We start from the raw sequence: 21,119 nt of genomic DNA, 5'->3' as shown, positions 1-21,119 counted from the left end.
ACGATAGCGGAGCGGGCTCAGTCGATCCGGCGGGCGAAGCAGCGGTTGATCGGCGAGTCCCGGTAGTAGCCGAACGCCGGGATCGGCTCGTACCCGGCGGAGGTGTACAGGCTGATCGCCTCCGGCTGCCGCTCGCCGGTCTCGAGGACCAGCGCCTCGAAGCCGGCCTCTCGGGCACTCGCCTCCAGGTGGGCCAGCATCCGCCGCGCGTGCCCGGCGCGCTGGGCGCGGGGGGCGACGTACATCCGCTTGATCTCGGCGGTCCGCGCCGTGCCGAGTGCCTCGACGCCCGAGCGCCGCCAGGCGCCGGTCGCCACGGCGGAGTCGTCCAGGTAGCCGACGAAGAAGCTGCCGGCGGGCGGCGCGAACATCAGCGGGTCGAGCGGCGTCTCGTCGCGGCTGCCGTACCGGACGACGTACTCGGCCTGGACCTCCTCGATCAGGCGCATGGCGTCCGGGTGGCCGTAGTCCACACGGACGATCTCGAGCGTTCGCACCTCTGCCGCAGTCACGCGTCCCATGATCGCGCACGCGCCGCGCGCCGGTCGCGATTTATCTCGCCGCAACGCTGCTGCAACAATGACCAGCGCTGACAGTGTGGTCAGGGAAGTCGCACTCCTCGCCCTTCGGAAGGCAGCACATGACCGACCTGCAGATCCCCACCGACCTGCTCCCCGCCGACGGCCGCTTCGGTGCCGGCCCGTCGAAGATCCAGACCAGCCACCTCGACGCGCTCGCCGCGACCGGCTCCGCGCTGATGGGCACCTCCCACCGCCAGGCGCCGGTGAAGAACACCGTCGGCCGGGTCCGCGAGGGCCTCGCCGAGCTGTTCTCGCTGCCCGAGGGCTACGAGGTCGTGCTCGGCAACGGCGGCGCGACGGCGTTCTGGGACATCGCGACCTTCGGCCTGATCCAGAGCAAGAGCCAACACCTCTCGTTCGGCGAGTTCTCCTCGAAGTTCGCCAAGGCCGCCACCGACGCCCCGTGGCTCGACGCCCCCACCGTGATCAAGTCGGAGCCGGGCTCCGCGCCGGTGGCCGAGGCCGAGGCCGGCGTCGACGTCTACGCCTGGGCCCACAACGAGACCTCCACCGCCGTGATGGCCCCGGTCGTGCGTCCCGCCGGCGCCGACGAGGGCTCGCTGGTCCTCATCGACGCGACCTCGGGCGCGGGCGGCCTGCCCGTCGACCTGAACGAGGTCGACACCTACTACTTCGCCCCGCAGAAGTGCTTCGCCTCCGACGGCGGTCTGTGGATCGCACTCATGTCGCCCGCCGCCCTCGAGCGGGCCGCCTCGATCGCCGCGTCCGACCGCCACATCCCGGCGTTCTTCGACCTGCCGACCGCGATCGACAACTCCTCCAAGAACCAGACCTACAACACGCCCTCGGTCGCCACGCTGTTCCTGATGGCCGAGCAGCTGGACTGGATGAACGCCCAGGGCGGCCTCGCCGGCATGGTCGAGCGCACCACCCGCTCCTCCGACGCCCTCTACGGCTGGGCCGAGAAGACGTCGTACACCTTCCCGTACGTCGCCGAGCCCGCCCACCGCTCGCTGGTGATCGGCACCGTCGACTTCCAAGATGACGTCGACGCCGCCGCGGTCGCCAAGACCCTGCGTGCCAACGGCATCGTCGACACCGAGCCGTACCGCAAGCTCGGCCGCAACCAGCTTCGGATCGCGATGTACCCCGCCGTCGACCCGTCCGACGTCGAGAAGCTCACCGCCTGCATCGACTGGGTCGTCGAGCACGCCTGATCGACTCGCTGATCGAGTAGCCCGCGAGGAACGAGCGGGCGTATCGAGATCGCCCGAAGCACGGTCTCGATACGCTCGCTGGCGCTCGCTACTCGACCAGCGAGGTGGCCACCAGCTCGTACGTCGCCGCGTCGAAGGCCACGATCCGGGCCTCGGTGACCGACGTGGACCCGGCGTCGGACGCCGCGCGGAGGACCTCCAGCGCGCAGGCGATCGCGTCGTCCTTCGGCCAGCCGTAGACCCCCGCACTGACCAGGGGGAAGGCGACGGAGCGCGCGCCGAGCTCATCGGCTATCTCGATCGCGCGGGCGTAGCAGGAGGTCAGCAGGGAGCGGTCGGTCTCGCCGGCGTTCCGGTTCGGGCCGACGACGTGGATCACCCACCGCGCGGGCAGCTCGCCGGCGGTGGTCCACCCGGCGTCGCCGGTCGCCAGCCCGTCGGGGAAGCGCGCGACGCAGTCCGCGAGCACCGCGGGGCCGCCGGCCCGATGGATCGCGCCGTCCACCCCGCCGCCGCCCCGCATCGCGCGGTTCGCCGCGTTGACCACCGCGTCGACGTCCTGGGCCGCGATGTCGCCCTGCACCGCCGTGATCTCCATCAGGCCTCCTTGATCAGCTTCAGCGTCGCCCGCTCCAGCGCGGCCTGACGCTCGTCGGGGCTGGCGTAGCTGCGCCGGGTCGCCCGCTCGATGGTGCGACCCTCGTCGTAGGCCTCGATCACTCGGGGGTCGACGTACGACGAGCGCGCCAGCGTCGGGGTGTTCCCGAGGAACGACGAGACCTCGTTCATCGCACCGGAGACGGCACGCTTCCGCGAGGCCTTCGAGTGCCCCGGCTCCCGCGTCTCGGCCAGGGCGGCGGCCGCCAGCACGGTGGCGTGCCAGGTGCGGAAGTCCTTGGCGGTCGCCTCGATGCCCGTCGACTCCCGGACGTAGGTGTTGACCAGCGCCGGCAGCAGGTCGCGCCACGACCGCCCGTCCTTGTAGGACAGCAGCCGCAGGGTGTCGCCGCGGCGGCGCCGCATCGCCTCGATCGTCGCGACCACGACCGCATCGTCGATCTCGATGCGGTGGTCGACCCCCGACTTGCCGGTGAACGTGAACACCAGCCGGTCCTGCTGGCGGCGGACGTGTCGGCGCTCCAGCGTCGTCAGCCCGAAGCTGCCGTTCTCATCGGCGTACACGTCGTTGCCGATCCGGAAGTACCCGAGATCCAGCAGGCGTACGGCGGCCGCGCACGCTCTCTCCAGCGGCATCCCCTCGCGGCCGAGATCGGCGACGATCAGCTCCCGCGCCTTGGCCAGCGCGTGCCCGAAGGCCAGCATCCGGTCGAACTTCTCCGCGTCGCGACGCTCCCGCCAGGCGGGGTGGTAGAGGTACTGCCGCCGTCCCGCGTCGTCGGTGCCGACGGCCTGCAGGTGGCCGTTCTCGTACGGCGTGACCCACACGTCGCGCCAGGCGGGCGGGATGACCAGGTCGCGCACCCGCTGGGCGTCCGCCTCCGGCAGCCGCTCCCCGTGCTGGTCGAGGTAGACGAAGCCGCGGCCGGCCCGGCGCCGGGTCCAGCCCGGCTGGTCGGGAGAGGTACGGCGCAGGCGGGGCACACGACGTCGGTAGCCGCGGACGACCGCCGACAAACTCGTCCGAGCGGGTGCTCAGCGACGCCGGCCGCGGACGGCGGAGACGACGACCAGCACGAGCAGCGCCACCCCGAGCAGGGGCAGGACGATCACGAGCAGGCCGGCGACCAGCCACCCCCACTGGGGGTCGCTGCCGTCGCCGGGACCGTCGTACCCGTCGTCGGGCTCGACCGTGTCCGCCGGCAGCGGCGACGTCTCGGCGGACGGCGACGGCGTAGCCGCCATCGCCGCCTGGAACTCGCCCGGCAGCGACACCCGCAGCACCTCGCTGAAGGCGCCCTCGGTGCCGACGAGCAGCTGCCCGTCCTCGTCGACGGCGAGGCCCTCGCCCTGGTCCTGGTCGGGGAGGTCGAAGGAGCCGACCTCCTCCAGCCGCGGCCAAGTGAGTACGGCGGCCCTCCCGTAGTTGCGCACCACCAGGTGGCGACCGTCGGGGAAGAACGCCCCGTCGGTGGCGAGCCCGATCGCGGTACCGACCTCCTCCAGCCGGTTGGGCTCGTCGGGGTCGAGTCGCGCGGGCGCCCGGTAGACCACGCCGCCGAAGATGCCCTTGCTCACGACCACCAACCGGCCGGAGCCGGGCTCGGTCATCAGCGTCTCGGCGTCGGTGGCGCCGTCGGGGTAGACCAGCTCGAACCGCTCCGGCTCGACCGTCCGGTCCCCTCGCCGGACCGGCACCCGCAGCACCTCGACCGACTCACGGACCCCACGGTTGTCGCCGATGTCGCCGACCCAGACCTCCCCCGGACCCGCGGGGGCGACCGCCTCGACGTCACGCGGCTCCGGCGACCAGCGGGTCACGCCGACGGTCTCGCCGCTGGCCGGGTCGACGGCGAACACCCGGCCGGAGTCGCCCGAGTCGTTCACCGTGGCGACCAGCCCGTCGAGGGTCGCGAGGCCGCTGGACTCCACGATCTCGGGGTCCGCGAAGGTGAACGCGACCTCCGCCCCCGCGTCGGCGGGCGCCGCGGTGAAGCCCACCACGAACGGCACCGCGACCAGCAGCGCCAGCGCCCGGTCAGGGACGCGCATCGAGCAGCTCGGCGAGCAGGGGGCGGACCGACCAGGTGGCGACGAGGTCGTCGTACTCCGCGCGGACCCCGTCCTCGACCGGGCCGCCGGTGCGGATGGCTCGGAGCATGGTGTTGCGGGGCGTGTGCTGGCTCTCGACGAACTGGACGACGTCGACCCGGTAGCCCTCGATGCGCAGCAGCGCGGCCCGGATGCCGTCGGTGAGGGTGTCGGCGAGCCGCTCGCGCAGGATGCCGTGCCGGGTCAGCAGGGAGTACGGCGCCGGGGTGGGCGCCTTGCGCAGCTGGGCGGCGATGTCGTGGTGGCAGCACGGGGCGGCGAGCACGACCTGGGCGCCCCAGCCGACCGCCTGCGCCAGCGCCTCGTCGGTCGCGGTGTCGCAGGCGTGCAGCGCGAGGACGACCTCGGGTGCCGGGTCCAGCTCGACGCCGCCGATGGTGCCGACGACGAACTCGGCCTCGACCCCCAGCGACGCGGCGACCTCGCTGTTGTGCTCGCGCGACTGCTCCTTGACGTCGACACCGGTGACGACGACGGGCAGTCCGCGGACGGCGGTGAGGTAGCGCTGCGCGGCGAAGGTGAGGTACGCGTTGCCGCAGCCCAGGTCGACGATCCGCAGCGGCTCCTCGGCGGAGGGCCGGCGCAGGTGCCCCTTCTCCAGCGCGTCGGTGAGGGTCTTGTCGAGCAGCCGGAGGAACTCCTCGACCTGGCGGTACTTCGCCTGCCGGCTCGGCTTGAGGCGGCCCTGCGCGTCGCTGAGGCCGAGTGCCCGGAAGACCGGGTCGTCCTCGGGCAGCAGCCGGTCCTTCGCCCGGTCGTGCCCGCGCACCGCCTCGACCGGCGCGGACCGGTCCTGGGTGTGCAGCACCCCCTCTAGCTTCTTGGTGACTCGGACCTGGTGGCTCTGGGTCGTGGTGTCGACGTGCCAGTTGCCGAACGGCAGCTCCAGCAGGGCGTCGACGGCGCCGCGCGCGGGGTCGCCGACGAGGTGGTTGGCGGTGTGCGCCTGGGTCTCGTCGTACGACGTCACCTGAAGGTGTCGGCCCGCCTTCAGGTCGACGTAGCGCAGCTCGACCCGCCGCCACGGCGGCTCGGTGCCGCGCTGGCGGCCACCGGCCACCGCCTTGACGAGGGTGTCGGGGTCGAGCAGGTGGCCGCGGATCTCGGCGAGCACGCGCAGCAGGGACTCCGACGGCATCTACTTCACCACCGAGGCGATCACCACGATCACCAGCAGCACCACGAGAGCGGCCGGGATGATGAGTCGACGCTGCTGGGGGTTCACTCGACGAGTCTAGTGTCGCGCGCACGAAATCCTTGAACGGTTGGACGCCGCCATGGCGCGCCCCTCGCTGCGTTGGCAGCACTCGGAAGACGCCCGGTATGCCGTCGTGCCGCCGCCTTGCGAGGCACGAACCCTGACGACGCCAACCGTCCAACTATTTCGCACACGCGCCACGAGAAGCGAGCAGTTCGGCCAGGTGCATCGCCGGCACGCCGGCGAGGTCGTCGAGCTGATGGCGGCACGACAGGCCGTCGGCCAGCACGATCGCGTCCGGTCGGGCGCGCACGGCCGGCAGCAGGTGGGTCTCGGCGACCGCGACCGAGGTGTCGTAGTGGCCGGGCTCCATGCCCCAGCTGCCGGCGAGCCCGCAGCAGCCCGGCACCCGGGTCACCGTCGCGCCGGCGCCGGTCAACAGCCGCTCGTCGGCCGCCCAGCCGAGCACCGACGACTGGTGGCAGTGCGGCTGGGCGACCACCTCGACCCCGGTCAGGTCCGGCACCGGCACGCCGAGCCGGTCGACGAGCTCGGCGAAGGTCAGCACGCCCTCGGCCACCACGACCGCCCGGGGGTCGTCGACCAGCTGGACCGCGTCGCTGCGCAGGGTCGCCAGGCAGGAGGGCTCCAGGCCGATCACCGGCACCCCGCTCGAGACGTACGGCGCCAGCGTCCGGACCGTGCCCGCCATCGTGGACCGGGCCCGCTCGAGCTGGCCCGTGGTCAGCCAGGTGAGCCCGCAGCAGGCGTCGTCGGCGATCACCCGGACGCTGAGCCCGGCCGCCTCCAGCACCCGGACGGCCGCGCGCGCCGTGCCCGGCAGGAAGTGGTCGGTGAAGGTGTCGGCCCAGATCCACACGTCCGGGACCCGGTCGGGCACCCCCGCGGAGCGGCGCAGCGACTGGGGCGCGAGCGCCGGCAGCGTGCGCCGCCGGTCGACGCCGGCGAGCGCGCCCGCGAGGCGACCCAGCAGCGGCACCCGCTGCGCGCGAGCCAGCACCGGGGCGACCGGCGCAGCCAGCGCCACCCAGCGCGGCAGCCCGCCCAGCGTGTGGTGGCTGCGCGGCCGGCGGCGCCCGGCGTACTGCTGGTGCAGCGCCTCGGCCTTGTAGGTCGCGAGATCGACGCCGGTCGGACAGTCGGACGCACAGCCCTTGCACGCCAGGCACAGGTCGAGCGCCTCGGTCACCGCCGGGTCCGCGAGGCCGGTCACCAGCGAGCCGTCGAGCGCCTCCTGGAGCACCCGCGCCCGACCGCGGGTGGAGTCCTTCTCCTCCCGGGTGGCGAGGTAGGAGGGGCACATCACCCCGGTCGTGGTCGGCGCGACGCAGCGACCGACCCCGGTGCAGCGGTGCACCGCGTCGCCCAGCGAGCCGCCGTCCTCGACCAACCGCAGCAGCGACCGCACCGGCAGCCGTGGGCGCACCGCGCGCAGGTCCGCGTCGAGCGGCGCGGGATCCACCAGCACGCCCGGGTTGAGCACGCCCGCCGGATCGCAGATCGCCTTGACCGCGCCGAAGAGCCGCAGCGACTCCGCGTCGTACATCAGCGGCAGCAGCTCCGAACGCGCGCGCCCGTCGCCGTGCTCACCGGACAGCGAGCCGCCGTGGTCGCGCAGGCGGAGCGCGCTCGCGATGAGGAAGTCGCGGAACCGGCCGGTGGCCCCTCCCGTCAGGTCGAAGTCGATGCGGACGTGCACGCAGCCGTCGCCGAAGTGGCCGTAGGGGACGCCGTCCAGCCCGTGCTCGCGCAGCAGCTCGTCGAAGTCGCGCAGCCACGCCCCGAGCCGCTCCGGTGGGACCGCGGCGTCCTCCCAGCCGGAGTACGCCGGCCGGCTCAGGCTGCGGGCCGCCAGCCCGGCCCCGTCCTCGCGGATCCGCCACAGGGCCGCGGCCTCGGCGCTCGAGCCCACCCGCCGGTGGGCGAGCGCCCCGGACACGGCGACCAGCGACGAGACGAGCGAGGGCGCGTCGGGCCCGACGACCTCCACGAACAGCCAGCCCGAACCGCGCGGCAGCTCGGGCACGGAGCCCCCTCGGCTCCGCACCAGGTCGACGATCCGCGCGTCCAGTCCCTCGCATGCGACCAGCCGAGCACCCGCCGCCGACAGCCCGGACCCGCTCTCCACAACAGGATCCACAGCGGGTGCCGCCGCCAGCAGCGCCGGCACCGCGTCCGCCGCCTCCGCCATCGACGGGTAGCCCAGCACGACCAGCTCCCGCACCGGCTCGTCCGGCACCAGCCGCACGGTCGCGCCGAGCACCACCGCCAGGGTGCCCTCGGAGCCCACCAGGAAGCGGTCGACCGAGCGTCGCTCGGGCAGCAGGTGCTCGAGGGAGTAGCCGCTGACCTGCCGCGAGAACCGCCCGAAGGTCGTCCGCACGTGCGCCAGGTGGTCGGCGACCAGCGCCTCGAGCGCCGCCGGCACGTCACCGTCGGCGGCGTACGCCGTCTCCAGCGCGACCACGTTGTCGGAGGTCCGGCCGTAGCCGAGCGCGCGCGACCCGCAGGCGTTGTTCCCGATCATCCCGCCGACCGTGCAGCGCGAGTGCGTCGACGGGTCCGGGCCGAACCGCAGCCCGTGCGCGGCGGCGGCCCGCTGCAGGGTCGCGTGCACCGCACCGGGCTCCACGACCGCGGTCCGGGTCTCGGGGTCGATCGACAGCACCCGCCCGAGGTGCCGGACGGTGTCCACGACGATGCCGGTCCCGACCGCGTTGCCGGCGATCGACGTACCGGCGCCCCGCATCGTGAGAGGTACGCCGCTCGTGCGCGACAGGTCGAGCACCGCCAGCAGCTCCTCGCGCGATCGCGGCCGCGCGACGACCTGCGGCACGACGCGGTAGAGCGAGGCGTCGGAGGAGTAGAGCGCTCGGGTCAGGACCGAGTCGTCGGCATCGGTGACCCCCCGACGGCGGAGCTCGGCCACCAGGTCGACCCGCGCATCGGCCGCCGGGTCGCTCACGACTTCACGATAGCCGCCCAGGCTGTTGCCCGTACGATGCGTCACCGAGGGAAAGGGGGGCCTTCGTGCGTCGACACGTTCGCGTCCTGCTGGCGACGTCGATCGCCCTGCTGCTGGGCGCCGCTGCATTCTCCGTCGGGAAGTCGGGGCTGCTCGACGACGATCCCGACGCGGCGGCCGCCACCACCGGCGCCCCGCAGCCGCGGGTGGACGGGAAGCGGCTCGTCGACACCCGCGACGGCAGCACCTTCGTGCCGCGCGGCGTGAACTGGTCGAGCTTCGAGTACGCCTGCGCCCAGGGCTGGGGCATCAGCTCCCTGGACAGCACCGGCTCGGCGGAGCCGCACGCCACCCAGGCCGCCGCGATCGCCGCGTGGGGCGCCAACACCGTCCGACTCCCCCTCAACCAGGACTGCTGGCTCGGCAGCCGCGGGGCACCGGTGAGCGACCAGTACGAGGAGCGCACCGCACAGGGCTACCGCGACGAGGTCGCCCGGTTCGTCACCGCCCTGAACCGCCACGGCCTGGTGGTGATCCTCGACCTGCACAGCCGCAAGCGGGCGCCCGCGCCCGAGTTCGGCAACCTGGCGATGCCCGACAGCGAGTCGCTGCTCTTCTGGCGCAGCGTCGCGACGGCGTACCAGCACAACCCCTCGGTGATGTTCGACGCGTTCAACGAGCCCTACTCGCGCTACGACGCCACCGACGAGCTGGTCTTCGACCTGACCTGGGAGTGCTGGCGCGACGGCGGCTGCGCGGCCCCGGCCGTGGACGACCAGACCACGCCCGACAGCCGGGAGACCTACCCCGTGCAGGGCATGGCCGCGGTCGTCGGCGAGATCCGCGACAGCGGCGCCGACCAGCCGGTCCTCCTCGGCGGGCTCGACTACGCCAACGACCTCAGCCGGTGGCGCGAGTTCGCCCCCGACGACGACCAGCTCGTGGCGGCCTTCCACAGCTACGACTTCAAGGAGTGCTCGACCCGCGAGTGCTGGGACTCCGTCCTCGCTCCGCTCGCCGACGACGTACCGGTGCTGATCGCCGAGCTGGGCGCCACGGACCCGCTCGCCGGCTACGTCGACGACCAGCTCGACTGGGCCGACGAGCACGGCATCGGCGCGCTGTTCTGGGTCTGGGCCGCGCACGCGACCGACCCGATGTCCCTGCTGGTCGAGCAGGGCGGCACCCCCACCGAGTACGGAGTTCGCGCCCGGGCCTGGCTCTCCGGCGAGCCGGTCCCACCCATCTCGCCAAAGTGACCTCACTCACAAGATAAAGATGGGTTTTTGACGTGCTGTTACTGCACTGAGGAGGTCCAGTGGGATCCCGCCCGGAAGGATGAGAGCCGCAAGCCACGGACCTGTGAGGGCCGTGGGGCACCGGTGGGGGGATAAGTCATGACGGTCCAAGCAACATCGTCGCGCCCGGAGGGCAAGAGCGCGGGCGCCGCGGGCCTCGGCGCCCTGCTGCAGCTCGGCGGGTTCCTCGTCGTGGTCGTCACCTTCCTGGTCGCGCCGCTGCTCGCCCTCGCGATCGCCTTCCTCGTCTACACCGTCATGCGCGGTCGCAATGAGGCCAAGCGCCGGGCCGGTGCCTCGCCCGAGACCCCGACCACCGGCTTCGGATCGGGTGCCCAGTGACCACCACTGCTGTCGCCGCCGCGTCCCGCCTCACCGACGGCATCGACCCCGAGCTCGGCCTGCTGCTTCCCGAGGGCTTCTGCCGCACCTTCCGGGTGCTGCCGTACGCCGAGGTCGAGGGCCAGCTGCTGATCGCGACGGCCGACGTCTCCGACCCGATCGTCGAGCGCGTCGTCGCGGAGCGGTTCACCCGTCCGTTCGTCCTCGTGCGACACACCGTCAACGAGATCAACGGCGCCATCGACGCCGTCTACCCGGCACTGGAGGAGAACCTCGAGTCCCCCGAGGACCGTCGGGCGCGGGTCCAGATCGCCCAGATGCTGACCCGCAGCGGTCTGGTGACCGAGGACCAGCTGCAGGCAGCCACCCTGGAGTACTCCCGCACCGGCGACCCGCTCGGCGACATCCTGGTCTCCCACGGGGCGATCTCCGAGGACGTGCTGGTCGCCGCCCTCTCCGAGCTGCACCAGCTCCAACGGGTCGGCCTCACCGACTTCGAGCCCGAGGACGAGGTGTCCCGGGCGCTGCCCGAGGTGCTCGCGCAGGAGCTGCAGGCCCTCCCGGTCGCCCGCTCGGGCAACGAGTTCCTGGTGGCGGTCGCCCGGCCGCTCGGCCACGAGGACCTGGCCCGGGTCGAGGCGGCCCTGGGCCGTCCGGTCCGCCAGCTGCTGGCCAACCGCATCGACCTCGACCAGCTCATCCAGCGGGTGCACTCGCACCACTACGCCGAGGTCGCGACCCGGCTGATGATGGAGACCCGGCCCGAGGAGTCGGCCCACGTGGTCGTCTCGCCGACCCAGAAGGCGTTCTTCGTCTGCCTCATCATCCTCGCCGTGCTGGTGGGGGTCGTCTGGCCGATGGAGACCCTGATCGGGCTGGTGGCGCTGTGCAGCGTCGCCTACCTCGCGGTGTCGGTCTACAAGTTCCGGCTCACCCTGCGAGCGCTCGGCACGCACCTCGAGTACGACGTCACCGACGAGGAGCTCGCCGACCTCGACGAGCGGATCCTGCCGATCTACACGATCCTGGTCCCGCTCTACAAGGAGGCTGGGATCGTGCCGCGCCTGGTCCGCGACATGAACGCGCTGGACTACCCGAAGACCCGCCTGGACGTGAAGCTCCTCTGCGAGGAGGACGACGTCGAGACGATCGAGAAGATCCGCTCGATGAACCTGCCGCCGCACTTCCACCTGGTGGTCGTCCCCGACAGCCTGCCGAAGACCAAGCCGAAGGCCTGCAACTACGGCCTGCAGCTGTCCAAGGGCAAGTACTGCGTGATCTTCGACGCCGAGGACCGCCCAGACCCCGACCAGCTGAAGAAGGCGTTCGTCACCTTCACCCGCGTCGACCGCAACGTCGCCTGTGTCCAGGCCAAGCTGAACCACTTCAACCAGGACCAGAACATGCTGACGGCCTGGTTCGCCAACGAGTACTCCATGCACTTCGAGCTGATCCTGCCCGCCATGGGCGCCGCGGGCTCCCCGATCCCGCTCGGCGGCACCTCCAACCACTTCGTGACCTCGACGCTGCGCGAGCTGGGCGCCTGGGACCCGTTCAACGTGACCGAGGACGCCGACCTCGGCATCCGCCTGCACCGCAAGGGCTACCGCACGGCGATGATCGACTCCACGACGCTGGAGGAGGCCAACTCGGTCGTCCCGAACTGGATCCGGCAGCGCAGCCGCTGGAACAAGGGCTACTTCCAGACCTGGCTGGTCCACATGCGCAACCCGCTCCAGCTGCTCGCGCAGACCGGTCTGCGCGGCTTCATGAGCTTCAACCTGACCATGGGCAGCGCGTTCGTGCTGCTGCTCAACCCGATCTTCTGGGGCCTGACCACGCTGTACTTCTTCACCCAGGCCGGCTTCATCGAGCAGCTCTTCCCGGGCATCGTCTTCTACGTCGCCAGCGCGATGCTGTTCGTCGGCAACTTCGTCTTCATCTACCTCAACGTGGCGGGCAGCCTGCAACGCGGCGAGTTCGGGATCACCAGCACCGCCCTGCTCTCGCCGCTGTACTGGGGCCTGATGAGCCTGGCGGCGTGGAAGGGCTTCATCCAGCTCTTCACGAACCCGTTCTACTGGGAGAAGACCGAGCACGGTCTGGACGAGGGGCACTGATGAACACGTCCGTCACCGAGCCCACCCCGACCGAGCCCACCCCGTCCGGGACCGGCCAGCTCGACGGCGCCCAGGCCGAGAAGGACCAGGTCGTCCGTCGTACCAAGGAGCGACTGGCCGGCACCGTCCAGGCCGTCGGCCACCGCCCGCACGACATCGAGCGCCGCCGGTGGGAGAGCCTCGCGATCTTCGCGTTCTTCGCCGTCGCCTACATCTGGTTCGGCTACTGGCTGGTCGCCGAGATGCACGTGGTGAGCTTCGAGACCCTGGACCGGCTCAACCGCTCGCTGATGGTCTGGCACAACGACCCCGCCAAGCTCTCCGCCATCGGCTTCGACTACCCGCCGCTGGCCACCCTGCTGATCTCGCCGCTGACCCTGATCCCCGCACTGGCCCGCTCGCTGGTGATCGTCCCCGTGGCGTCGGCGCTGTTCGCCGCCGCGACCATGGTGCTGCTCAACAGCATGCTGCGCCGCGCCCAGGTGCTCATCGCGCTGCGGTACGCCGTGCTGCTCGCGGTCGGCGCCAACCCGCTGGTGCTGCTGTACGGCGCGGGCGGGTCGCGGCACTTCATCTGGATCTCGCTGGTGATGGCCGCGGTCGGCGCCCTGTTCGCCTGGTACGTCACCGCCGACATCCGCTTCGTGATGATCTCGGGCCTCGCCTTCTCGGTCGCGATGCTCGCCGGCTACTCCAGCCTGATCTGGTTCGCCATCGGCGCGCTGATGATCGGCTCGGTGCTGAGCCGGCTCGGCGCACGGGGCGAGGAGATCGAGGGCACCACGGTCGGCTTCGCCGCGCCGACGGCGTACGTCATCGCCCTCTGGACGGCCTTCAACCTGATCCTGCTGTCGAACCCGATCGCCTGGATCACCAACAGCAACGACGCGGCCGCGTCGGGCGCCACGGAGCACTTCAGCTTCCTCGAGCTCGCCCAGTACACCGGCGAGCTGGTCCTGTACGGCGCGCCGCTGGCGATCGTCGTACTGCCCGCGCTGATCTTCAGCGGCTTCCGCAACAACGGCTTCGCGCTGTGGCTCGCGGTGATGCTCGGGGCCGCGATCCTCGCCCCCGCCGCGTCGGTGGCGCTCGGTCTCGCCGACGCGCCGATGCTGATGCGCAACGCCCTGCCGATCCTGCTGTTCGCGGTCGTCGGTGCGATCTGGGTGGCCCGCTCCTCCGGCACCCAGAACGCCGCGGTCAGCGCGGTGCTGGTCGCGGTCCTCGTCGCCAGCATCCCGTGGACCTTCCACGCCATGAAGACCTACCGCTACCAGAACCTCGAGTCCGCCTTCGCCGCCGCGATCAGCACCGGCGAGAGCCAGGAGGGCGCGCGGACCATCGGGGGCGGCACCATCGGCGTGGTCTCCGAGCAGGCGATGGCCGACTACATCCGCGCCAACATCACCGGCCAGGACTCGATCCTCACCGACAACGCCCAGACGTACGGCGTGATGCTGCTGACCGGCGACCCGGCCCTCTTCTTCGACCGGGTCGACCACTCCGACGGCCCGTGGCAGACCGCCGCGAAGAACCCGGCCCGAGCCGGCGTTCGCTACCTGCTGCTGTCCACCGACACCAGCGAGGACCTGCTCAGCCAGCTCTACACCGACGCCGTCGACGGCAACGACGCGATGCTGCCCGAGCTCTTCTCCACGCCCCGCTACCGCCTCGTCGGCGTCCCCGCCGGCTACCAGCGCGGCGACGCCGCCGACCCCGCCGCCGACGGCACCGGCACCAACGTCCCGGCGCCGTCGACCGGCAACAGCCAAGGAGGCTCGGTCCGATGATCGACCACGACAAGATCGCTCCGCCCCCGTCGCTCGCCGACATCCTCTCGGGGGGCGAGACCCTGATCGGGCGCGTCGACTTCGCCTCCCGCCTGGTCCCCGACCAGCGCGACGAGACAGCGTCCGGGGAGCCGGCCGCACCCTCGGCCCGGTCCGGCAAGGCGAAGGCCCGACCCCGCCCGAGCGCCAAGGCCACCCTGCCCACGCCGAAGCCGGCCGCGGCCGAGCCCACGTCCGTGCCCGTCGACGAGGCGCCCGTCCTCGCACCCGCCGCCGAGGCCGAACCGGCCGAGGCCGAGCCGGACGAGGCCGAGCTGGACGAGCCCGAGGTGCACGTCGAGGCGGTCGAGCCCGAGCCGGAGATCGAGCCCCAGTCCTTCACCGAGCCCGAGCCGGCCGACGACGGGCCCGAGGAGCACGACGACCTCGACGAGTACCCCGACGCCTACGCCGACCCGTACGCCCGGGCGCGCCTGCGTCGCCGGACGCCGACGCTGACCAGCCCGTCGACCGTGCCCGAGAACGACGTCGCCTACCTGGGTCTCTCGGTCGAGGAGGTCGCGGAGTCCGCACGCGTCCGGATGCGCGCGGCCGAGGTCGCCCACCTGCGCCACCTGGAGGCCATCGAGAACGAGGCGGCCCGGCGCCTGGAGCTGCTGACGGCGCAGGCCGAGCTCGACGCGGAGCTGATCCGCCTGCACGCCCGCCGCGAGGCGCACGCCATCGTCACCGCCGCGCGCACCCGGACCGGGTCCCTCGGCGGGGCGACGCCCACCGAGCGGCGGCTCGCCGATGTCGGCGGCACCTTCTCGCGGTTCGCCCAGACCCTGGACTCGAGCATCGAGTCCACCTCGGTCGCCGATCACCGGAGCTGGTCGTGAACGCCCGCCGGCACGGGCTCGTCGCGCTCGCCACCGTCGCCGCCCTCGTGCTCGCCGGCTGCGGAGGCGACGATCCCGCGGCGCCCGAGCCGGACCTCCAGATCACCGCGGACGGCGCCGATGCGGCCAACACCCTGACCTCCGCCGAGACCCGCTTCTTCTCCGACTCCTCCCCGTGGAACACCCGGGCCGACGACCTCACGGTCGATCCCGACTCCGTCGCGATGATGGACCTGGCCCAGGAGCGGATCGGCGTCGTCGAGAACGGCGACCGGATCCGCACCGAGCCGCGCCGCATCACCGACCCGGTCTACATCAACACCGAGGCCTGGACGACGCCCGTGGTCGCCGGCGGCAAGCCGACCCCCGTCGTGTGCCGGCAGATCGTCTGCGGCGACGGCGAGGCCAGCATGGTGCTCGACGTCCCGACCGACGTCGACCCCGACCCGCGCTACGACGGCTGGTACACCATCTTCGACCCCAGCAAGTCGATCGCCTACGACCTGTGGCGCGCGCGCCGCGAGGACGACGGGAGCATCTCCTACCACTTCATGCGGATCTGGGAGCTCGAGGGCGAGGGCTTCAGCGACCCTCAGGTCGTCGGTGCCCGCGGCTCCGGCCTCCCGCTGTTCGCCGGGCTGATCCGCCCAGGCGAGCTGAACGCCGGCCGGATCGAGCACGCGCTCGCGATCAGCGTGCCGGGCCCGGCCCAGAGCTCGTTCGTCCAGCCCGCGTCGTCGACCGACGGCAACGGCCGGCCCCAGTCGCTGCCCGAAGGCGCCCGGATCCGTCTCAAGGCCGACGTGACCATGGCGGACCCGGTCGACCCGGTGACCGGTGAGCCGATCCCGATGACCGACCAGCAGCGCCGGTACGCCGACGCGATCGCCCTGGCCCTGCGCACCTACGGGGCGATCGTCGTGGACCGCGCCGCCGTACCGACGTTGTACGCCCAGCGCGACGTCACCGGCGACATGCTCCGCGGCAACGAGCTGCAGGGCCTGCACCTCGACGACTTCGAGGTCGTCCAGCTCGGCACCCGCTACCAGTACCCGCCCGACGAGGCGGACGCCGGCGACGGCGCCCGCGCCACCCCGGGCACGCCCAGCGCCACTCCGACCACCACCGAGGGAGCACCCTGATGCGCCGCCCCACGCGCAGCGCCGGCGTACGACGTCTCGCCACCGGCACCGGACTGCTGCTCGCCGCCGGTCTGCTCGCCTCGTGCAGCTCCGACGACTCCGACGGCGGCGACCTGGTCGCCGAGGCCCAGAACGTGCAGAACCGCAGCGAGCTGGCACAGCAGCAGGAGGTCGCCCGCCGGGCGGCGGAGCTGCCGACCCCGCAGGCCGGCACGGTGTCCATCGACGGCAACACCGACAGCTCGCTGACCCGCGACCTCACCGCCGCCTACCTCCGCGACGGCACGTCGACGACCGTCGACGTGGACGCGAACGGCGAGGACGCCGCCTTCCAGCGGCTGTGTGCCGGCGAGATCGACGTCGTCGACTCCGACCGTGAGATCACCCGGGCCGAGTGGGACGCCTGCCGTGCCGTGGGGCTCGACGTGGTCCAGTTCCAGGTCGGCGCGGACGCCGTCGTCGTGGCCATCAAGTCCGAGTCCGACGTCGGCGGCGACTGCCTGGACACCCAGCAGGTCCAGGACATCTACCGGGCCGGCTCCCCCGTCACGAACTGGGAGCAGGTCGGCCTCGACGGCGTACCGCTGAGCGTCGCGGGTCCCGACCAGGACAACCAGGCATTCAGCTTCTTCGGCCGCGTGGTGCTCGACGCGCCGCAGCCGTCCCTGGTCAACCTGCGCTCCGACTACGAGTCCTTCGACAACGACCGCGGCTCGCGGACCTTCGTCGTCGGCAGCGCCCGCGACAAGCGGCTCGCCGCCCGCAACGCCGACCGGCTGCGGGTCCGCGAGGAGCTCCGCAGCCAGGTCGCCGGCCAACGTCAGGTCGTCGCCGACGCCTACGAGGAGGTCCAGGCGGCCGAGGCCGAGGTGGCCAAGGGCGTCCGCGACCGGCGCCCCGCCGACCAGCAGGTGCGCGACCAGCAGCGTCTGGACCAGGCGCGGGCCGCGTGGCGGTCCGCCCGGGCCGTGATGCGCGACCTCCGGGCCCGCTGGGTGCGGGTCCGGGGCAACGCGGTGTCGACGACCGCCGCGCTGCGCCGCTACGAGGAGACCCGCGGCAACGTGGCGTACTTCCGGTTCAGCTACTACGAGCTCTTCGAGGACCAGCTCCGCCCCTTCGAGATCACGCTCCCCGACGGCCAGCGCAACTGCGTCTTCCCCAGCCAGCGCACGATCGTCTCGGGCGAGTACCCGCTCGCGCAGCGGCTGCTGCTCACGACGACGACCCGCTCGTTGGACCGCGAGACCCTCCGCGAGCTGCTGGAGTTCGCTCTCGAGCACTCCGTCGAGGCGGCCGACGACGCCCGGCTGGTCCCCCTGCCCGATGCCACCGTGGCCCAACAGCTGGCCGTCGTGCGGGGCGAGCAGGCCCCCGAGCTGGTGGTCCCGGAGGAGGAGTCCTCGTCCGAGGAGTCCTCGGACGACGCCACTCCCGTCGACCAGCCGGCCGAGTGATGTCGCCGTCTCGGAGCCGCCGCTGGCTCGCCGTACCCCTGCTCCTCACGCTCGCGACGGCGGGCCTCGGCTCCGTCGTACCCTCCGCGTCGGCGGCTGCCGCCACCGGCGACGCCTCGGGGGTCGTGAGGCTCGACGCGAGCCGCGCCGGGACCCCCGGGCGGGCGCCGGCGACGATGCGGACGGCGCGCAAGAAGCAGTCCGACCGCCGGGTCCAGCAGGTCACCGTCTCCTGGAAGGGCACCAAGAAGAGGCGGGTCTACAGCAAGTCGGCGGTGATCCCGGGGATCGGGCGACTGTCGATGACGTGTCGGCCGAACGCGACGTACCTCCGGCTCCGGGTCGAGGACCGCTCCGCCGAGACGCAGTTCTGGATGGCGAAGTACGAGACCAAGGACAACCGCGCCGTGGTCGCGACCAAGACCGCGCGGGTCTACCAGTACGCCGACGCGGCCGACGACGGCACCGGCGGCACCGGCGCGACCTCCAGCGAGGGTCTCAACCAGCGCGGCCGGATCGAGAACTTCTCCAGCGGCTACCTCGACGGCGTGATCAGCCAGCGCCCCGGCCGGAACCAGCCGGTCACCGGCTCGGCGCCGCGGCCGGTGACGTCGGTCAAGCTGAACTGGTGGTGGACCGGCTTCCGGCACCCGATGTCGTGGCGCTCCTGCAAGATTGACGCCGTCTTCACCACGCGCTACGCCCCGCGGATGGGCGTGAGCTGGCACGGCGACGCCGACGCCGCCACGACCCAGCACGCCGAGTACGACCTGCCCCAGCTCGGCACCCTGCAGCTGCGGTGCGAGCCCGACACCGGCTCCCGCGAGGGTCGGCGCACCATCGCGCTGGCCCCGGCGATGCGCAACCGCAGCGCCCGGGTGTGGGTCGAGACAGTCACCGGCGAGGGCCGGGTGGAGCAGCACGTCGACGGCGAGAGCATCGGCTACGACCCGGAGACCGGACTGGTCGGCAGCATCGACCTGCCCCGAAACGGGATGCTGCGACTCTTCTTCGAGGTCGGGAAGGTCAAGCGCAGCTTCATCGTCTCGTCCTACCTGCTCACCAACAACCGGGCCCGTCCCGAGCTGAACGTCTGCGAGACCGCGGTCGCGGCGTACTGATCCCACTCGCCGACCCGTCACTTAATCGGCAGGAATTGCGGTGTGTCGACGCACGATCGACGGTTCGATCAACGGACGTCGGCGTCCGATGGTCGAACCGTCATTCCTTCTCCGACACGCCGCAAAAAACGGCGAGAAAGTGACGGGTCGCGCAGCTCAGCTCCCGGGAGTACGACGGTCGGCAGCGTCCAGCGCCACCCGGACGACCTCGAGTACGTCGATCTCTCCGGCGCGCACGTCGGCGAGCGGCACCCAGGCGGCGGCGTCGGTGGTCCCGTCCGCCTCGAGCACGCGGGGCTCGGCGTCGTCGGGGACCGTGGCAGCGAAGACCAGGTGGACGGCGTGGAAGTCCTCGTGGCGGCCGGACGGCGCCGTACCCCCGAAGTGCACGTCGTGCACCTCCAGGACCTCGCCGACCACGCAGTCGACCCCGCACTCCTCGCGCACCTCGCGCACCAGCGCCTCCCGCGGCGCCTCGCCGTGGTCGATGCCGCCGCCGGGCAGCGTCCAGCTGCCGGAGTGGAAGCCGCGCTCGGAGATCCGGGTGAGCAGCACATCGTCGCCCCGGCGCACCAGGGCGTACGCCGCCACCCGCTGCAGCCGGAACGGCTCGTGGCTGCGCAGGGCCAGGCGGACCAGCGGCGCCGTCGGCACCGTGCCGTCCAGGACCGCCGCGACCGGGTGCCAGGCCGCGTCCACCGTCGACCCGTCGACCTCCACGACCCGCGGCGGGGGTGCGTCGCGCGGCACCCAGCCCTCGTAGACCAGCCGCACCGAGTGGGCGTCGACCCGGCGACCACCCCGCCACGCCGAGGGCTGGTGGAGGGAGTCGACCCGCGCCTCCTCCCCCACCCGGACGTCGAGCCCGGTCTCCTCGTGCACCTCGCGCACGACCGCGTCCCGCGGGTCCTCGCCGTGCTCGACCCCGCCGCCGGGCAGGGTCCACAGCTCGTTGGCGCTGACGCGCGGCGCGAGCCGGCTCAACAGCACCTGCTCGTCGCGGAGCACCACGGCGTACGCCGCCAGCCGACGCTCGTGCGGCAGGTTGCGCATCAGGAGAACGGCGGTCGGTGGTCGCGGGCGATCGAGCGGCGGCCGGCCCAGCGCCACACCCGCGCCGCCCGGTCGCGGTCCTCGTCGGTCACCAGGTTGCCCATCCAGCGCAGCGCGAGGGTCATCAGCCAGTCCGAGCGCATGCCCACCGGGCCGAGGGCGGGGAGCAGCCGCGGCACGGTGACCAGCCCCGCGAGCCGGCGAGCGATCGAGAACGCCTCGCCGTAGTGCTCGCTGAGCAGCGCGGGCCAGGCCCGGTCCAGCGCCGCCCCGTCGGCGATCAGCTCGGCCACCAGCCGGCCGGTCTCGAGGCCGTAGTCGATCCCCTCGCCGTTGAGCGGGTTCACGCAGCCGGCCGCGTCGCCGATCAGGGCCCAGTTGGCCCCGGCGACGTGCGAGACGGCCCCGCCCATCGGCAGGAGCGCGGAGGTGGGGGCCCGCAGCTCGTCGCCGAGCCGGAACTCCTCGCGGCGCTGCTCGGCGTAGTGCGCCATCAGCGGTCGGACGGCGATGTCGGTGGGCCGTTTCGCGGTCGCGAGCGTGCCGACGCCGAGGTTCACCTCGCCGGTGCCGAGCGGGAAGATCCAGCCGTAGCCGCTGAGGATGTCCCCGTCCTCCCCGCGCAGCTCCAGGTGCGAGCTGATCCACGGGTCGTCGCTCAGCTCGGAGGCGACGTACGAGCGTCCGGCGACGCCGTACACCGTGTCGCGGTGCCACTCCCGCCCGAGGATCTTGCCGAGCGGCGAGCGGACCCCGTCGGCGACGACGAGGGTGTCGCACGCGATCTCGACGGTGCCGGTGGCGGTCTTGAACACGACGGCGGCGACCCGCTCGCCGTCACGTCGTACGTCGACCGCGCGGGCGCCGTCGATGCCGGTGGCGCCGGACTTCAGCGCCGTGGTGCGCAGGTGGTCGTCGAGCTCGGTGCGCGCGACGGCCGAGCCCCAGTCGGGCAGCGACCCACCGGGCCACGGCAGCAGGAGCGTCTGGCCGAAGCCGTGCGCCCGCAGGCCCTGGTTGACGGTGTGGGCGCGCAGCCAGTCCTCGAGGCCGAGGCGCTGCAGCTCGCCGATCGCGCGGGGGGTGAGCCCGTCCCCGCAGGTCTTGTCGCGGGGGAAGACCGCCGCGTCGGCGAGCACGACGTCGGCGCCGCCGCGCGCAGCCCAGGCCGCAGCAGCGGCACCGGCGGGGCCGGCGCCGACGACCAGGACGTCGGTCCTCGCGGGGATGCTCACCCGCAGA

At 72.7% G+C, this 21,119-nt stretch carries 17 protein-coding genes; 9 read left to right on the top strand and 8 right to left on the bottom strand.

What is annotated here, in order from left to right:
* Positions 1–17: 17 nt before the first annotated feature.
* A complete protein-coding gene (locus MUB56_RS08410) occupies positions 18–512 on the bottom strand; it encodes a GNAT family N-acetyltransferase (protein WP_244931450.1) in 495 nt (164 codons plus the stop codon).
* A gap of 128 nt (positions 513–640) precedes the next feature.
* Here MUB56_RS08410 and serC point away from each other — a divergent pair, with 128 nt between their 5' ends.
* The gene (gene serC / locus MUB56_RS08405; RefSeq protein WP_244931449.1) at positions 641–1,759 is read left to right on the top strand and encodes a phosphoserine transaminase; all 1,119 of its coding nucleotides are present in this window, start codon (positions 641–643) and stop codon (positions 1,757–1,759) included.
* Between the two features lie 88 nt (positions 1,760–1,847).
* Here serC and MUB56_RS08400 read toward each other — a convergent pair whose 3' ends face one another.
* From MUB56_RS08400 to MUB56_RS08380, 5 genes are all read right to left on the bottom strand, one after another.
* Positions 1,848–2,357, bottom strand: a complete 510-nt coding sequence (locus MUB56_RS08400) for a macro domain-containing protein (RefSeq protein WP_244931448.1) — start codon at positions 2,355–2,357, stop codon at positions 1,848–1,850.
* Complete coding sequence (locus MUB56_RS08395; RefSeq protein ID WP_244931447.1) at positions 2,357–3,361, bottom strand: DNA topoisomerase IB; 1,005 nt, start codon at positions 3,359–3,361, stop codon at positions 2,357–2,359. Before MUB56_RS08395 ends, MUB56_RS08400 begins: the two co-directional genes overlap by 1 nt.
* A gap of 51 nt (positions 3,362–3,412) precedes the next feature.
* The gene (locus MUB56_RS08390) at positions 3,413–4,429 is read right to left on the bottom strand and encodes a hypothetical protein (RefSeq protein ID WP_244931446.1); all 1,017 of its coding nucleotides are present in this window, start codon (positions 4,427–4,429) and stop codon (positions 3,413–3,415) included.
* Complete coding sequence (locus tag MUB56_RS08385) at positions 4,416–5,627, bottom strand: SAM-dependent methyltransferase (protein WP_244931445.1); 1,212 nt, start codon at positions 5,625–5,627, stop codon at positions 4,416–4,418. The genes MUB56_RS08390 and MUB56_RS08385 overlap by 14 nt, the downstream gene beginning before the upstream one ends.
* Positions 5,628–5,868: 241 nt before the next feature.
* Positions 5,869–8,673 carry an FAD-binding and (Fe-S)-binding domain-containing protein gene (locus MUB56_RS08380; protein ID WP_244931444.1) on the bottom strand — a complete coding sequence of 935 codons (2,805 nt, stop codon included), beginning with the start codon at positions 8,671–8,673 and terminating at the stop codon, positions 5,869–5,871.
* A 65-nt stretch (positions 8,674–8,738) separates the two neighbouring features.
* Here MUB56_RS08380 and MUB56_RS08375 point away from each other — a divergent pair, with 65 nt between their 5' ends.
* The 8 genes from MUB56_RS08375 (at position 8,739) to MUB56_RS08340 (ending at position 18,824) form a co-directional block, all read left to right on the top strand.
* The gene (locus MUB56_RS08375; RefSeq protein WP_244931443.1) at positions 8,739–9,932 is read left to right on the top strand and encodes a cellulase family glycosylhydrolase; all 1,194 of its coding nucleotides are present in this window, start codon (positions 8,739–8,741) and stop codon (positions 9,930–9,932) included.
* A 138-nt stretch (positions 9,933–10,070) separates the two neighbouring features.
* Positions 10,071–10,313, top strand: coding sequence for a hypothetical protein (locus tag MUB56_RS08370; RefSeq protein ID WP_244931442.1), 243 nt, complete (start codon positions 10,071–10,073; stop codon positions 10,311–10,313).
* Complete coding sequence (locus MUB56_RS08365; RefSeq protein WP_244931441.1) at positions 10,310–12,433, top strand: glycosyltransferase; 2,124 nt, start codon at positions 10,310–10,312, stop codon at positions 12,431–12,433. The genes MUB56_RS08370 and MUB56_RS08365 overlap by 4 nt, the downstream gene beginning before the upstream one ends.
* The gene (locus tag MUB56_RS08360; protein ID WP_244931440.1) at positions 12,433–14,223 is read left to right on the top strand and encodes a hypothetical protein; all 1,791 of its coding nucleotides are present in this window, start codon (positions 12,433–12,435) and stop codon (positions 14,221–14,223) included. Before MUB56_RS08365 ends, MUB56_RS08360 begins: the two co-directional genes overlap by 1 nt.
* Positions 14,220–15,104: a hypothetical protein gene (locus tag MUB56_RS08355; protein WP_244931439.1), complete on the top strand. Its 885-nt coding sequence runs from the start codon at positions 14,220–14,222 to the stop codon at positions 15,102–15,104. The genes MUB56_RS08360 and MUB56_RS08355 overlap by 4 nt, the downstream gene beginning before the upstream one ends.
* Positions 15,101–16,246: a hypothetical protein gene (locus tag MUB56_RS08350; RefSeq protein ID WP_244931438.1), complete on the top strand. Its 1,146-nt coding sequence runs from the start codon at positions 15,101–15,103 to the stop codon at positions 16,244–16,246. Before MUB56_RS08355 ends, MUB56_RS08350 begins: the two co-directional genes overlap by 4 nt.
* Positions 16,246–17,703: a substrate-binding domain-containing protein gene (locus MUB56_RS08345; RefSeq protein WP_244931437.1), complete on the top strand. Its 1,458-nt coding sequence runs from the start codon at positions 16,246–16,248 to the stop codon at positions 17,701–17,703. Before MUB56_RS08350 ends, MUB56_RS08345 begins: the two co-directional genes overlap by 1 nt.
* A complete protein-coding gene (locus MUB56_RS08340; RefSeq protein ID WP_244931436.1) occupies positions 17,703–18,824 on the top strand; it encodes a hypothetical protein in 1,122 nt (373 codons plus the stop codon). Before MUB56_RS08345 ends, MUB56_RS08340 begins: the two co-directional genes overlap by 1 nt.
* Before the next feature lie 156 nt (positions 18,825–18,980).
* On the opposite strand, the gene MUB56_RS08335 is transcribed toward MUB56_RS08340, so the two are convergent.
* Both MUB56_RS08335 and MUB56_RS08330 read right to left on the bottom strand, forming a co-directional pair.
* A complete protein-coding gene (locus MUB56_RS08335) occupies positions 18,981–19,877 on the bottom strand; it encodes an NUDIX domain-containing protein (RefSeq protein WP_244931435.1) in 897 nt (298 codons plus the stop codon).
* Positions 19,877–21,112 carry a geranylgeranyl reductase family protein gene (locus MUB56_RS08330; RefSeq protein WP_244931434.1) on the bottom strand — a complete coding sequence of 412 codons (1,236 nt, stop codon included), beginning with the start codon at positions 21,110–21,112 and terminating at the stop codon, positions 19,877–19,879. The genes MUB56_RS08335 and MUB56_RS08330 overlap by 1 nt, the downstream gene beginning before the upstream one ends.
* Positions 21,113–21,119: the final 7 nt, after the last annotated feature.

It is taken from the genome of Nocardioides sp. W7, assembly GCF_022919075.1.
In the GTDB taxonomy this organism is placed as follows: Bacteria; Actinomycetota; Actinomycetes; order Propionibacteriales; family Nocardioidaceae; genus Nocardioides.
This window is presented reverse-complemented; position numbering and strand designations above follow the sequence as displayed.